Annotated in this window: 14 protein-coding genes and 1 pseudogene; 10 read left to right on the forward strand and 5 right to left on the reverse strand. The window is 44.1% G+C overall.

Annotated features, from left to right (window positions below):
* The first annotated feature begins 29 nt into the window (after window positions 1–29).
* The 3 genes and pseudogenes from rpe (at window position 30) to ACYTXU_RS12945 (ending at window position 1,937) form a co-directional block, all read left to right on the forward strand.
* Complete coding sequence (rpe, locus tag ACYTXU_RS12935; RefSeq protein ID WP_462207222.1) at window positions 30–707, forward strand: ribulose-phosphate 3-epimerase; 678 nt, start codon at window positions 30–32, stop codon at window positions 705–707.
* Window positions 708–1,013: 306 nt separating this feature from the next.
* A complete protein-coding gene (locus ACYTXU_RS12940; protein ID WP_462209437.1) occupies window positions 1,014–1,619 on the forward strand; it encodes an anthranilate synthase component II in 606 nt (201 codons plus the stop codon).
* 9 nt (window positions 1,620–1,628) lie between these two features.
* Window positions 1,629–1,937, forward strand: a pseudogene (locus tag ACYTXU_RS12945) (GIY-YIG nuclease family protein).
* 399 nt (window positions 1,938–2,336) lie between these two features.
* On the opposite strand, the gene crp reads toward ACYTXU_RS12945, so the two are convergent.
* Window positions 2,337–2,972, reverse strand: a complete 636-nt coding sequence (gene crp / locus ACYTXU_RS12950) for a cAMP-activated global transcriptional regulator CRP (RefSeq protein ID WP_462207224.1) — start codon at window positions 2,970–2,972, stop codon at window positions 2,337–2,339.
* A gap of 128 nt (window positions 2,973–3,100) precedes the next feature.
* On the opposite strand from crp, the gene ACYTXU_RS12955 reads away from it, so the two are divergent.
* Both ACYTXU_RS12955 and ACYTXU_RS12960 read left to right on the forward strand, forming a co-directional pair.
* Entirely contained in the window at window positions 3,101–3,499 is a 399-nt protein-coding gene (locus tag ACYTXU_RS12955) for an OsmC family protein (RefSeq protein ID WP_462207225.1), read from the forward strand.
* A 19-nt stretch (window positions 3,500–3,518) separates the two neighbouring features.
* A complete protein-coding gene (locus ACYTXU_RS12960) occupies window positions 3,519–3,926 on the forward strand; it encodes a VOC family protein (RefSeq protein WP_462207227.1) in 408 nt (135 codons plus the stop codon).
* A 77-nt stretch (window positions 3,927–4,003) separates the two neighbouring features.
* Here ACYTXU_RS12960 and ACYTXU_RS12965 read toward each other — a convergent pair whose 3' ends face one another.
* Window positions 4,004–6,637, reverse strand: coding sequence for a DUF2339 domain-containing protein (locus tag ACYTXU_RS12965; protein ID WP_462207229.1), 2,634 nt, complete (start codon window positions 6,635–6,637; stop codon window positions 4,004–4,006).
* 409 nt (window positions 6,638–7,046) lie between these two features.
* Here ACYTXU_RS12965 and katG point away from each other — a divergent pair, with 409 nt between their 5' ends.
* A complete protein-coding gene (katG, locus tag ACYTXU_RS12970; protein WP_462207231.1) occupies window positions 7,047–9,278 on the forward strand; it encodes a catalase/peroxidase HPI in 2,232 nt (743 codons plus the stop codon).
* A gap of 85 nt (window positions 9,279–9,363) precedes the next feature.
* A complete protein-coding gene (locus ACYTXU_RS12975; RefSeq protein WP_462207232.1) occupies window positions 9,364–9,804 on the forward strand; it encodes a c-type cytochrome in 441 nt (146 codons plus the stop codon).
* A 91-nt stretch (window positions 9,805–9,895) separates the two neighbouring features.
* Here ACYTXU_RS12975 and ACYTXU_RS12980 read toward each other — a convergent pair whose 3' ends face one another.
* The 3 genes from ACYTXU_RS12980 to ACYTXU_RS12990 form a co-directional block, all read right to left on the reverse strand.
* On the reverse strand, window positions 9,896–10,315 hold the full coding sequence (locus ACYTXU_RS12980) for a DUF3617 domain-containing protein (RefSeq protein WP_462207234.1): 420 nt from the start codon (window positions 10,313–10,315) through the stop codon (window positions 9,896–9,898).
* Between the two features lie 126 nt (window positions 10,316–10,441).
* Window positions 10,442–11,236 carry a shikimate dehydrogenase gene (gene aroE / locus ACYTXU_RS12985; RefSeq protein ID WP_462207236.1) on the reverse strand — a complete coding sequence of 265 codons (795 nt, stop codon included), beginning with the start codon at window positions 11,234–11,236 and terminating at the stop codon, window positions 10,442–10,444.
* 10 nt (window positions 11,237–11,246) lie between these two features.
* Window positions 11,247–12,599 carry a Na+/H+ antiporter NhaC family protein gene (locus ACYTXU_RS12990; protein WP_462207237.1) on the reverse strand — a complete coding sequence of 451 codons (1,353 nt, stop codon included), beginning with the start codon at window positions 12,597–12,599 and terminating at the stop codon, window positions 11,247–11,249.
* 7 nt (window positions 12,600–12,606) lie between these two features.
* Here ACYTXU_RS12990 and ACYTXU_RS12995 point away from each other — a divergent pair, with 7 nt between their 5' ends.
* The 3 genes from ACYTXU_RS12995 (at window position 12,607) to ACYTXU_RS13005 (ending at window position 13,597) form a co-directional block, all read left to right on the forward strand.
* Window positions 12,607–12,870, forward strand: coding sequence for a YheV family putative zinc ribbon protein (locus tag ACYTXU_RS12995; RefSeq protein ID WP_462207239.1), 264 nt, complete (start codon window positions 12,607–12,609; stop codon window positions 12,868–12,870).
* An 11-nt stretch (window positions 12,871–12,881) separates the two neighbouring features.
* A complete protein-coding gene (locus ACYTXU_RS13000) occupies window positions 12,882–13,145 on the forward strand; it encodes a hypothetical protein (RefSeq protein ID WP_462207240.1) in 264 nt (87 codons plus the stop codon).
* A gap of 215 nt (window positions 13,146–13,360) precedes the next feature.
* Window positions 13,361–13,597 carry a hypothetical protein gene (locus tag ACYTXU_RS13005; RefSeq protein ID WP_462207241.1) on the forward strand — a complete coding sequence of 79 codons (237 nt, stop codon included), beginning with the start codon at window positions 13,361–13,363 and terminating at the stop codon, window positions 13,595–13,597.
* Window positions 13,598–13,645: the final 48 nt, after the last annotated feature.

The raw sequence follows: 13,645 nt of genomic DNA on the forward strand, positions 1-13,645 counted from the left end.
TGCCTTAAATCCATTCAATAAGTGCTGTTATGCAAGATATCGTTATTGCCCCTTCTATTTTATCCGCCGATTTTGCCCGCCTGGGTGAAGAAGTTGACAATGTACTAAAAGCAGGTGCCGACTGGGTGCATTTTGATGTGATGGATAATCACTATGTGCCAAACCTTACGATAGGGCCAATGGTCTGCGAAGCCTTGAGGAATCATGGTATTAAAGCACCGATAGATGTACACCTAATGATCGAGCCGGTGGATAGAATCATTCCTGATTTTGCTAAAGCCGGCGCAACCTATATCACTTTTCACCCGGAAGCTTCAAAACACGTCGACCGTACTATTGGCCTGATCAAAGAACAGGGCTGTAAGGCAGGGATTGTACTCAATCCTGCAACACCATTAAGCGTGTTAGATTATGTGATTGATAAGCTGGATATGGTACTTCTAATGTCAGTTAATCCCGGCTTTGGTGGGCAAAGTTTCATTCCACATACCTTGCAGAAATGTCAGCAAGTGCGTCGCTTAATTGATGAACGAGGTCTTGATATTCGTTTAGAGATAGATGGTGGCGTAAAAGTTGATAACATTGAAGAAATTGCCGCTTGCGGCGCTGATACCTTTGTTGCAGGTTCCGCAGTTTTCAATGCGGATGATTACGGTAAAGTGATTCATGCGATGAAGGAAAATGCTGCAAAAGGGCGAGTTGGCTAGACAAAGGGGTCTTTACTTGAAAGCAATATTGCAGCTTGTTAGGTTGAGTCTATGAGAAAAGTTTGGTGGGTTCTGGCAACCTTGGTCTTCTTGGCTTTTATCGGCCACTACATTTCCGATCAGGCGGCTATTGATCAGTGTCTCGAATCTGGGGGCAGTTATTTTTATGACCAACATTACTGCTCAAAGACTGAGCCCTACACAGGCTCAACCAACTATATAGCCAATCATCTCGGCTTTATTATCTTATTGGTCCTGAGTATCACATTTGCTATTGGCGCTTACTTTATTAAGGCACCAAAACCCATGGTCGGTAAGCACAAGCGCTTATTGATGATCGATAATTATGACTCCTTCACCTATAACCTGGTGCAATATTTTGCCGATTTAGGCTTGGATGTTCTCGTAAAACGCAACGATGAGTTGACGGTAAAAGAAGCCAAGGAAATTAATCCTGACTTCATAGTGATTTCTCCGGGGCCGGCGACGCCGAATGAATCTGGTATATCGTTAGCGGTGATTGAGAAGTTGGCACATGATTACCCTATCTTGGGTGTGTGTTTAGGTCATCAAGCGATGGCACAAGTGTTTGGTGGTAAAATTGTGCGTGCTAAACAGGTCATGCACGGTAAGACCTCAGAAATACATCATGCCGATAAAGGCGTCTTTAAAGGCTTACCCAATCCGCTGGAAGCAACTCGTTACCATTCATTGATTGTTGACAACGAAAGCCTGCCAAAAGAGTTCGAAATCACAGCCTGGACTGAAGATGAAGAAGGCGAAATAGAATACATCATGGGCATAAAGCATCGCAGTCTGAAACTGGAAGGTGTGCAATTCCATCCAGAGTCCATCATGAGCCAGCACGGCCATCAAATGTTGAAGAATTTTATTCTCGAATATCGACATTAGAATCAAAAAATGAATACACAAGGATGTGTTTATATTCTCGCCTCAAAACCTAAAGGGACTTTATACACCGGAGTCACGAGTAATCTCCTACAAAGAGTCTGGCAGCATAAACAAGAACAGGTTGAAGGATTCACCCAAAAGTATGGAGTGAAACGGCTTGTGTATTATGAAGTGACTGACGATATTGTGTCTGCAATAACCCGAGAAAAATAGATAAAGAAATGGAATAGGGATTGGAAGATAAGGCTCATTGAAGAAGTGAATCCTGGGTGGAAGGATTTATATTATGAGTTGATAGGTGATGAAGCTTCCAAGTGATGAGCACTTCAATACTATTGAAAATAAAAGAGCGTGGATTCCCGCCTTCGCGGGAATGACATGTCGGTAAAGGTAGTGCTCTTGATTAACCCAGATGCTCCTTAATTGAAGAAATGCAGGTAACTGTTAAATTGTAGAAAACAAATAATCTTGTCATTCCCGCGAAGGCGGGAATCCATAGAAGGTAAAATCAGCAAGTGATATCAGGAGTAGTTTGAACTTATCAATAGAATCATAGACATCAAGTAGGAAGACTGAAGGATGTGTCCGTGGTGAATCCATAAAGGCATCAGTCAATAAAAAAGTAGAGATAAACCAACTATTCAAAAATGTTACAACCACCCAACAAAAAAGCCATGTGTTTCCACATGGCTTTTTCATATCAGGTTACCAATAAAACTAACGTGCTCCGAAGATCACCATAGTCTTACCTTTAACGTGAATATGGCCTTGCTCTTCAAGGGCTTTTAATACACGGCCAACCATCTCTCGCGAACAACCTACAATGCGGCTTAATTCCTGACGGGTTACTTTAATCTGCATTCCATCTGGGTGAGTCATAGCGTCGGGTTCTTTAGCAAGCTCTAGCAGAGCATGCGCCACGCGGCCAGTCACATCAAGGAAGGCCAAATCGCCAACTTTACGGCTGGTTTTCCGCAGACGTGTCGCCAGCTGAGTGGCTAAGCGGAATAAAATATCAGGGTTTTCGCGAGTTAATTGACGGTATTTATCATAGCTGATCTCAGCCACTTCGCATTCAGATTTGGTGCGAACCCAGGCTGTGCGGTCGTGGTCGTCAGTAAAAAGACCCATTTCACCAAAGAAATCACCAGGATTAAGGTAAGCAAGCACTAGCTCACGGCCTTCGTCATCTTCAATCAGAACGGTTACTGAGCCTTCAAGCATGAAATAAAGCGTATTTGACGAGTCGCCGGCATAGATCAGGGTGCTTTTCGCTGGGAAGCGACGTCTTTGACAATGATTGAGGAACCATTGAATGGTCTCGTCTTGTGCCAAATGATAAGGTAACGCCATGAAGTCGTCCTATTTTATTGTAATCTAATGAAAATATAGCATGAAATCTTAGTCATGTACCCCTTCAAAATCAAATTTGTTGTGGCACTATATAGCCCCTTAATTATACAACTGAGTCACAAAACACCATGAAAGTAAGCTTAGACTGGGTCGGCGACCTTAATTTCGTCGGAAAGAACAGCAAACGTCAGCGAGTCATGTTTGGCGGAGAAGGCGACTATGTTTCGCCAATGGAGAATTTATTGATGTCAGCAGGTGCCTGCGCCTCGATTGATGTGGTCATGATTTTGGAAAAAGCGCGTCAGAATGTCACTGGTTGTCACTGTGACATTGAAGCCGACCGCGCAGATGAACCGCCAAGACGTTTTACCGGCATTAAATTCCACTTTGTGATCAACGGTAAAGATTTGTCGACCAAGCATGTGCAAAAAGCGATAGATCTATCGGTTGAGAAATACTGTTCGGTGATGCACTCATTGGATCGCAATATGCCGATTAAAACCTCATTTGATATTGTTCCGGTATAGAGCAGTCTCGGATAACGCCATGAAACGACCAGCAGAACATTTAGGCATGCGTCATCTAGCGCTATTTGTCGATAAGTTTGAAGCAACCGAAAAATTCTACAAAGACTTAATTGGTATGGAAGTGGAGTGGCGCCCGGATGAGGATAACGTTTACCTGTCATCGCAAGGTCATGACAATCTGGCCTTGCACCGAAAGCAGCCGGGTCTGGATGTTAGTGGTGGACAAAAACTCGACCACCTGGGCTTTATCATGAAAACAGCGGATGATGTTTACGACTGGTATGAGTTTCTAAAACAACATGGTGTGCGAATGTTCACCGAGCCAAAGCTACACCGCGATGGCGCAACCAGTTTCTATTGTGCCGATCCCGATGGCAATCGAGTACAGATGATTCATCATCCTCCGATTGCTGATTTCATTTCCTGACCGTTGGCATTTATAACCCCGAAAGCCTTTACTGGTGAGGCGCTAGTAAGCGCTTTCGGGATCGGTTTGAAAATCTGTTAATTACGATGTTCCAACGGTCGCTTAGCAACTCTTTGGTGCAGCCAGGCTAAAGCTAGTAGCGAGAGGCCAAGTCCCATAAAGGAAGCGACGCGCCACAAACCATCCAGTCCCGCCATATCCACCAGGAATATCTTTCCTATCACAAAACCTAACAGCCCCATCCCGGTTCTATAGAGTTCTTTGTTGTTCCAATGAGTACCGAATAATACCGCTGGGATAGACAGTAATAGCCACACAATTGAGTAGGTATAAACTTCACCATCACTGGTGGATTGGCTTAATGATAAAGAACTTCCTTGCCACAAATGTCTGATTTCTAATGTTACGAATAACAGAGTGGCAAAACCAGCTACTCTCAGCGCCATTTTCTTGAAACTGGAACTGTAGAAGCGGGCAATAAGTATTGCCCAAATAATCGGTGCGCCATAGGCTAGCAAGAGTATGTTGAAGATCGGAGTACCGGATATGGTTTCACCGCTCCACCAAGGGTTTTGAATAACAACATTAATGGCATAGCTGGCTGTCGCCAAGATAAGTAGTAGTTTTGAGCAGACGCGATAGAAGGTTCCTAGTGTATCGCTCAGTGTGGCACGATGATAATAAATTAATGACAAAGCGGCCCCTAATGACGTATGAATAGCAGCTTCCACGAGACTGTATTCAGAGATGAATATTTGGCCATCATACAACCAGTAACGAAGCTCGGTAGCAAACGTAAGCACAAGAAGATGCAAAGTCGCAGCTTCAAGCCAACGTCTGAGAGGATGATTGGGAGCACATAAACGACTGGCTAAATACGCAAATAATGTGGAACCGCCATAAGTATAAAGTGACCAGTGTACGTCGGTTGGGTAGTCAGCTAACCATGGATTTAAGGTAAGACGAATGACTATTAGCGATAGCACCACCTTGGTAAGGAGCTCCAGCCATGAAAAGTGATAACGTTTCATTAACCAGCTCAAAGACAATAATTGTGCCGCTAATGCCAGCGATAGCAATGCCTCTCGGAAGAGTAGAACTGCTGCTAGAGAGTAGGCAAAATGTGCCGACAAGGTGAGCCATAAAGCGACATCATCCTGCTTGTTTTTTTGCAATCGTATGCCAGCTACAAGAGCGTAAATCAAACCTAGTAATAAAGTCAGTGAACTCCAGAGGATTGATGGAGTATGGCCATGTACGTGCAAATAGGTCAATGACATCCAGGCCAGCGGTGTGATTAAGGCCAGCGAAGCTCTACTGTGGCTAAAACCTTGTCTATGCCATTGCCATATGGATAGACCAGAATAGATGAGTGTCATGGCGCTGGCGAAGATTATGAACTGATCTATAAGCTCAGCTGCTAATGGCTGGAATTGATACCCATTACTGCCAGCAACAGGTTCAAACCCGATGGCGAACCAGACAACCCACTGTACTGTTAATGCGATCCAGGGCAGTAGTGAAAGGCTCTGGCGACCACTGCTGGCTAAAAAAACGACCCCAAGTAGTGGTGCCGATAAAACAAAAGACATGGCACCATAACTTTGCCGGTACATTGATAATCCCCAGGCCAAAGTGACTAACAAGATGACGAGTTGGTGCATTGAGATTGATTGATTAGCAATAATGAATTTTTGTCTTTCGGGTTCAAAACTCGAATCGGACTGCTTGTTTGATAGCAGCCAGTCAAACTGGGGAATAGCTAATATACCCCATGCCAACAGAGCTAAATAAATTCCATGAAAGGAGTCTGCTTGATTAGTCGAGAGGGAGATAAGCCACCAGCCTAGCGAGCCGGCAACCAGACTCCACCATAGCCAATCTCGAAACACATAACGAATGAGAAGAAGTGCGGAGCCGGTAATAATTAAAGAGTAAATTAAAGCGGCTACCATGTTACCGCTGTTGGTGCTGACCAATAGCGGTACAACGTAAGCACCAACCAAACCCATAATGGCCAATACAGGTCCATGTATTAATGCCAAGCCCATGGTCATCAGTGACACAACAGCCAGCAAAACAAAAGCCCAGCTGGGTTGCATCAGTTCATAGATATGTAAGGCTGCAAGCAAGGCGGCATACAATGTAATACTGGCACCGCCCGCTAAGGATGCAAATACCGGATCGCTTTTACCGTGGCGTCGACGCAACCATTCGGCAACTGAATGCAAGGTCAGCCCGATAACAATGGCTAAGGTGATTTGGGTTTTAGGGCCTAATAAGCCAGCACTAATGCTGTATTTGACTAAAAAGATACCCGCCAGACCCACACAAACGCCTCCTAACCATATCATCCAGTTTTCGATTAAATGATCGAGCCAGATTGGGTTTTGTGTTTTTGTGGTATTGGGAGAGGGATTAGATGCCTTGGACAATTGAGTCTCGCGCAATTTATTAGTCGGTGCAGGGGCTGCTGGCACAGGGGTGGAAATTTTTATTGGCGGTTGTTCAGATATCGGCTCTTTATTTTCCGTTGGAGGTTCTTGAGGTGCCGGTCTGGAAAGGGTAGCTTTAAGTTGTTTTAGCTCTTTTGATAATTGCCGATAAGAGTCTTCCAATTTACTAATACGGAAAAAAGAGGCAAAGCCAAGTATCCCTCCTATAATAGCTGCCAAAAATAATATCACTATTATACCTATCATTAACTCCATAAGGTGCTCCCCAATCCCTTTATAATTTATGCTTAAAGTTATGTATATCGTTAAAATATACCAGTTGTGAGTATCAAGCAAACCGCAAAATTAATGGCAACTACCTAAAAACATAGCAAGGAACTTGTCCTACTACTTTCGTGCATCAGTATTAGGTTTTAGGGATATAGCATTGCAAAGGGCGTTGTGCAGGACTAATCTATAATCGAAAGGGTATATTTGTGCCGTGGATAAGTCATGGTGAGAGCTAGGGGTAGGCGAAAACTGTTCAACGAATCATTCCAATGCAATTCTGACTTTTCATTAAGAGTATCTATCTATCTCATAGTTCTTTAGCAATGTAAGCGACTTAACGGCCGGAGTATATTCATAAGGAATGTTGTATTTCTGATACAGAAGGAGTCGTAATATGTTAAAAAAATCAATCCCGCTAATCTCTGCATTAGCAGTGGCGGTGTCATTAGGAATGGCATCCACCCAAGCTCTAGCAGCAGATAAAACAGGGTCTATGGCCAATGAATATTGGTGGCCTAACAAACTGGACCTTGAACCCCTCCGTCAGCATAGTCCCGAGTCAGATCCCTACGGCGATGACTTTGACTATGCCGAAGCTTTCAGCAAATTAAATCTCGACCAAGTTAAAAAAGATATCGAAGCCCTGATGACCTCCGATCAGGAATGGTGGCCGGCCGACTATGGTCATTATGGTCCATTCTTCATTCGTATGGCATGGCACGGCGCGGGTACTTACCGTGTGCAAGACGGTCGTGGTGGCGCTGGTGGTGGTCAGCAACGTTTCGAGCCTCTCAACAGCTGGCCGGATAACGTCAGTCTCGATAAAGCGCGCCGTTTATTGTGGCCAGTGAAACAAAAATACGGCCGTAGCATTTCATGGGCCGACCTTATGGTGTTGACTGGTAACGTGGCTCTTGAATCAATGGGCTTTAAGACCTTTGGCTTTGCGGGTGGCCGGGTTGACCAGTGGGAACCTGATATCGTCTATTGGGGCCCCGAAAAAGAGTGGCTAGCTGATAAACGCTACAAAGGTGATCGTAAATTAGATAACCCATTAGCTGCAGTTCAGATGGGTTTGATTTATGTGAACCCGGAAGGGCCTAATGGCAAGCCTGATCCATTATTAGCCGCCAAAGATATTCGCGATACTTTTGGTCGAATGGCGATGAACGATGAAGAAACCGTGGCACTTATTGCTGGTGGTCACACCTTCGGTAAAGCGCATGGTGCGCACAAACCCGATGAGTGTATTGGACCTGATCCTGCCGGCGCACCAATCGAGAACCAAGGTCTGGGTTGGGAAAATAAATGTGGCAAAGGTAACGCTGAAGACACCATTACCAGTGGCTTGGAAGGCGCCTGGTCAGTAAGCCCGACAAAATTTACAACCCAGTATTTTGACAACCTGTTTGGTTTCGAGTGGGAGCAAACACGAAGCCCTGCGGGTGCGGTTCAGTGGATTCCGAAAGATGGTCAGGCCGCAAACTTGGTCCCTGATGCTCACGTTGAAGGTAAACGTCATGCACCGATCATGTTTACAACCGATTTGTCCTTAAAAGAAGACCCTGCCTATCGCAAAATCTCTAAGCGTTTCCACGAGAATCCAGAAGAGTTCGAGTTGGCATTCGCCAAAGCCTGGTTCAAATTGACGCACCGTGATATGGGGCCTAAAGCGCGCTATCTGGGTGATGAAGTGCCAAGCGAGGATTTGATTTGGCAAGACCCGGTTCCCGCAGTTGATTACACCTTGATCAATGAAGATGAAATTGCCGACTTGAAGGAGAAAATTCTAGACTCAGGTCTGACGGTTCAAGAGCTTGTGAGAACGGCATGGGCTTCAGCTGCTACTTTCCGTAACACCGATATGCGTGGTGGTGCCAATGGAGCACGATTGCGTTTAGCGCCACAAAAAGATTGGCCGGTTAACGATCCAAAAGAGTTAGCAAAAGTCTTGAAGAAACTTGAGTCCATCCATAAAAGCTTTAACAAAAGCCTGAAGAGTGGCAAAAAAGTTTCAATGGCTGACGTGATTGTTCTTGGTGGTGCAGCAGCAATCGAAAAAGCAGCGAAAGATGCTGGCTATGAGGTGACAGTACCATTCTATCCTGGTCGTACAGACGCCACTGCAGCAATGACTGAAGTAGCTTCGTTCAAATTCCTTGAACCAAAAGCCGACGCTTTCCGTAATTACTTTGGTCAAGGTAATCGTTTATCTCCAGCACAAATGATGGTCGATAAAGCTGACACCTTGGGCTTAACCGTACCGGAAATGACAGTGCTGATTGGTGGTATGCGAACCCTGGGTGCTAACACTGGTGGTGTTAAGCACGGTGTCTTCACGGCCAAACCTGGAACCTTGACCAATGATTTCTTTGTAAACCTGCTAAGCATGGACACCAAGTGGTCAAAAGCAGAAGGTACAGAGGGTTTGTATCAAGGCAAGGACCGGGAAACAGGTAAAGTGAAGTGGACAGCCACTCCGGTTGACCTGATCTTCGGTTCAAACTCAGAGCTTCGCGCAGTCGCAGAAGTCTATGCACAAAGTGACTCGAAAGAGAAATTTGTAAATGACTTCGTGGCTGCCTGGAGCAAAGTGATGACCAATGATCGTTTTGATCTAGAGTGATTACTAAGCTGAAATAAACCTGTAAGCTAAGAAACCACCTACGGGTGGTTTCTTTTTATGTCATCAAGCACTCTACGAAGGATCTATGAAAACAATACTAATATTAACGTTCTTCATTGTTTTGACTGGCTGCACCCTCTCAGCCAACAAAACACAGGAAGAATCAAAACCACAGCAGAGCGCAAAATCTGTTGGGGATAGTTTTGCGTCAACGGAGCTCGTGACAAAAGGCGCGAAGTATTTTCGTTTTCGCTGTGGTGGTTGCCACGAAATGAATGCTGAGGGTGGATCGAGTTTTGGGCCGCACCTTGAGGGTATTATTGGGCGAAAAGCAGCTGCTTTAGAAGACTACGATTATTCAAAAGCGCTGAAGGAAGCCGATTTTGTTTGGACCGAAGAAGTCATGGAAAGATGGTTAGCGAAGCCTGAATCTTTATTACCCGGAATGTGTATGACCTTTAAAGGTGTTCCCGATGAAGAGGTTCGTAGGGCAATGATAGCTTTTATGAAAGATGCGGGTATATAAGAATAAACGGTATTAAGAAGCTAGTAAGAAATGTGGTCTGAGCGTTATCGATTCTATAAATAACGCTCATTGAAAGTGATTGGCTAACAAATTAACAGTCGCCAATACGCTCAGAAGTCCATTGCATATTTATTTCCATCTGCATACCTTGCATCGACATATTCATATCCATGGTGCCATGCCCAGTATCATCTTCTGCTGTATATTCTCCATTCACAGTAACTTCATTACCTTCAGCACTACAGGTCATGCCAAAGGTTAAGGTGTTGCCTGAAACATCATTCCTAACAACTTCACATTCACCTAATTCCTCAGTCATTTCTTCTGGGTTAAATGAGGTCTCGGTTACGCACTCTTCAGTAGTCTGAGTCTGTGTTTGATTCAACATGGAGTTACTGGTCGTGGTAGTTGTTTTCCAAAGTCCTGGGTTTAAAGATAATTCAGATGCTTGTGCAGAGGAAATTGAAAAGGCTATGAAAGCAATTAGTGACAAAGAAAAAGTTTTAAACATAGTGATATCCTTATAATGAATAAGTGAAAAAGCTTAAAGACAATGATTGGATAAATCCAGTAGATAAAAGCAAAACCATTAAAATTTTACAAAGAAGTTCTGAGTAAAGAATGTTTAAGAATAATGCTAAAGAGATATCAAGGAAGTATCCGGGTATTTGCCTGTCCATAAACCAAAAGATTCTGCACCTTGCTCAATCAACATGCCTAAGCCATCAAACTGTTGCTGAGTATGATCTTTAGCTGCGGTTAAAAAACTTTCAGATTTTGCACCATAGTTTAAGTCATAGGCGACAGCGTTGTTATCGAAACTGATCTGCGATAAAAATTGTTGCGCATTAAAGCTAACCGAGTTAACAACCAAATCCACAGCGATATCATTTGAATAAATTTGAATCGGTCCAAGATGTTGTAAGGCATCGGCCATGGCTTGTGCTTTACTCTGTGTGCGATTGATTAAATAGACTTCAAAACCATCGAGCAACAAAGCCTGAGCGATGCAACGAGCAACGCCACCAGCACCTAATAAGACTGCACGCTTATTATTAAATTCGAGTTGCTTATGGTGCAAGTCTTTAATAAAACCAATGCCATCGGTACTGTCCCCCAAGATACCTTCTTTGGTTTTCACTAACGTATTGACGCTTTGCGAATCGTCTGCGCGTTGAGTGACGATTGTGGCGTATTCTAATGCTTGCTGTTTGAACGGGGCAGTGACATTCAGACCATAACCGCCGCTTTGAAAAAAGTCATTGAGCACGCGGTTAAAGCCTTTAACCGTTGGACAGATTTTTCCGTAATGTATATCAATGGCTAACTGTTTGGAAAACTGCTGATGCAGTTGTGGCGACATGCTGTGTGAAATAGGGTTGCCGACGACGCCAAGGCGTAATGGACGATTGGGATCTATAATGCTACTCATACAAAAAACTCTAACCGATTAAACCGAAAATAATATACAGCAGAATACTGATAGCGCCGGCGAACATAGCATAAGGTAGCTGGGTTTTAACGTGATCCAAAAGGTCGCAACCGGCGGCCAATGACGATATCACAGTAGTATCCGAAATAGGCGAAGCATGGTCACCGAACACACTGCCACCGAGCACTGCGGCTAACACCAAACTTGGGGAGATTCCCAAGGTTACAGCCAAAGGAACAGCGATAGGAATTAGAATGCCAAAGGTTCCCCACGAAGTCCCAGTAGTAAAAGAAATAAAACCAGCCAAAACGAAAATCAGCGCTGGGATTATCCAGAGCGGCAGGAACTCACCAACGGCGCCGGCTACAAACTCACCCGTCTTTAAATCGGTCATGGAGTCAGACAAAGCAAAAGCCAACAAGACTAAAGTAACCAGTGGCAACAAATGACCAAGTCCTTTAAATGACTCTTCCATCAGTTCTTTAGTTTTGCGTTTGGCATCGAAGCGCAGCAAACCGAAAATCAAAAGTGTCGATAGAATCACCGACCATAAAACCGACTCGGAACCCGAGCCCTGACGCAAATCGCCATCGCCAGTAATATACATAAACACCAGAATACTGATGACCATGAAAGACAAGGGCCATAGCATATAGCGTTTCTTAGTGGCAGGCGGTAAAGGCTCGCTCGGTACTTCCAAAGCCTTCGATTCCTCCGCTTTCAAAGGGCCGTAAACCTTGCCGGTATAAACGGTATAAAAGACGATGAGCAAAGTAACAATGGCATAGAAGTTCAAACCAATACTGGCCACCAGCACACCAGTTGGATTGGCAACGCCCGTTTTCTCAACATGGCCCAAAATCGCCGCACCCCAGCCATTAAGCAGAATCAAGACACTAATCGGCGCACAGGTAGAATCGATAATATAGGCAAGACGCGCGCGACTCATCTTGAACTTGTCGAATAATGCCTGCGAGGAAAGGCCTGCGGTTAACACACTCATATTGGTATCAATAAAGATACTGCTGCCTAAAATAGTCGGCAACATACCGGCCCGTCGCTGGTTGTGCACATACTCTTTGCGCGTCAGCCAATTAACCAACGCCGATACCCCGCCAGAAATCTTAATCAACTGAATCAAGGCACCGATTAACAGGCTGAACATTAAAATCCGTGTGTTATAGGCACTCGAAAACACATTAACCAAACGGTCAACGGTATCAGTAAAAGCATGGATAGGATTACCGCCGACCAGAATCAGCTCAGCAGTGAAAATCGCCATCAACAGAGCGATGATGACTTGGCGTTTCCAGACAGCGATTAAAATCGCTACAATGGGCGGTAGGATGCTTAACCAGGACATAAAGGTAATGGTTTTGTTATTCGAGTTTTCCGTCAAAGCACCATATAGCAATCATCAGGTAAATTCAATGCAAGAGAAAACCAGCCCCAAACGCTTCGTCGCCGGCGCCGTCTGCCCCAAATGCCAGGCCATGGACACCACCGTCTGCTATTACGAAGACGACATCTTCGTCCGCGAATGCACCGAATGCGGTTATCATGAAAAAATAGGCCACGAAGAAGAACCAGAAGATAAATCAAAACCGCAGATTATTAAGGTAAAAGAGTTATAGGGGTATAGCGAATGGATCAAAGGCTTTGTAAAACACTTCAGCCGATTTTGGAGTTGGAACTTTCAAGAGGCAACCAGATTGAAAGTATTGAGGCACCGGCAGGAGCACATTGCGCACTTGCAATAAACCTGAAAAAGAAAGTAAACCATGAAGCTATAGAAAAGTTAGTGTTGGCTCAGTCGGTAGAGCGGTGGGAAAATAAAGATAGGCACTATCCATTGCAAAGTGGATACACATGTAAAAAATACAAACAGTCAATTGCGGGCCCTTTATGAAGAAAGAAAAGTAGGGTGCGTCGTGACGCACCGATTAAGGTTTAAAGAGTAAGTTCGGAATAATGTGAGGGTCGTAACGAATAAGTAGTTATTGTGAGGTATTTCTGTAGTTATTATAGGGTTTAAAATTAATTATGAATAATGAATTTGCACGGCAACGAATGTCGTTTGAAGGATTCGAAATAATTCGATGGTATCCATCCGACGAGATGCTTATGGAATATCCAAGAATCAAGTTGAACCGGAACGTAGAAGCTTATAGTGCAAGTGGTGAGCTTGTTTGGATAATTGAAGAATGCTTAGCTGGTGGCACAGATGAAGATAAACCTTATATGAATATTTTCATCAAAAATGGTCAACTAATAGCTAGTAATTGGATAGGTCTAGATTTTGTAGTTAATCTTGAAAATGGTAAAATTAGCCCAGAAAGGATAGGGGTACGCCCTTGGTAAACTGTGGAGAATATTTGTAGAACTTTTGTAAATCTAAATTTTTTATAA

Source organism: Kangiella sp. M94 (genome assembly GCF_054926195.1).

Coding starts and splice junctions, on each gene's coding strand:
- rpe (WP_462207222.1), top strand. CDS start 30: ATGCAAGATATCGTTATTGCCCCTTCTATTTTATCCGCCGATTTTGCC.
- ACYTXU_RS12940 (WP_462209437.1), top strand. CDS start 1,014: ATGGTCGGTAAGCACAAGCGCTTATTGATGATCGATAATTATGACTCC.
- crp (WP_462207224.1), bottom strand. CDS start 2,972: ATGGCGTTACCTTATCATTTGGCACAAGACGAGACCATTCAATGGTTC.
- ACYTXU_RS12955 (WP_462207225.1), top strand. CDS start 3,101: ATGAAAGTAAGCTTAGACTGGGTCGGCGACCTTAATTTCGTCGGAAAG.
- ACYTXU_RS12960 (WP_462207227.1), top strand. CDS start 3,519: ATGAAACGACCAGCAGAACATTTAGGCATGCGTCATCTAGCGCTATTT.
- ACYTXU_RS12965 (WP_462207229.1), bottom strand. CDS start 6,637: ATGGAGTTAATGATAGGTATAATAGTGATATTATTTTTGGCAGCTATT.
- katG (WP_462207231.1), top strand. CDS start 7,047: ATGTTAAAAAAATCAATCCCGCTAATCTCTGCATTAGCAGTGGCGGTG.
- ACYTXU_RS12975 (WP_462207232.1), top strand. CDS start 9,364: ATGAAAACAATACTAATATTAACGTTCTTCATTGTTTTGACTGGCTGC.
- ACYTXU_RS12980 (WP_462207234.1), bottom strand. CDS start 10,315: ATGTTTAAAACTTTTTCTTTGTCACTAATTGCTTTCATAGCCTTTTCA.
- aroE (WP_462207236.1), bottom strand. CDS start 11,236: ATGAGTAGCATTATAGATCCCAATCGTCCATTACGCCTTGGCGTCGTC.
- ACYTXU_RS12990 (WP_462207237.1), bottom strand. CDS start 12,599: ATGTCCTGGTTAAGCATCCTACCGCCCATTGTAGCGATTTTAATCGCT.
- ACYTXU_RS12995 (WP_462207239.1), top strand. CDS start 12,607: ATGGTTTTGTTATTCGAGTTTTCCGTCAAAGCACCATATAGCAATCAT.
- ACYTXU_RS13000 (WP_462207240.1), top strand. CDS start 12,882: ATGGATCAAAGGCTTTGTAAAACACTTCAGCCGATTTTGGAGTTGGAA.
- ACYTXU_RS13005 (WP_462207241.1), top strand. CDS start 13,361: ATGGAATATCCAAGAATCAAGTTGAACCGGAACGTAGAAGCTTATAGT.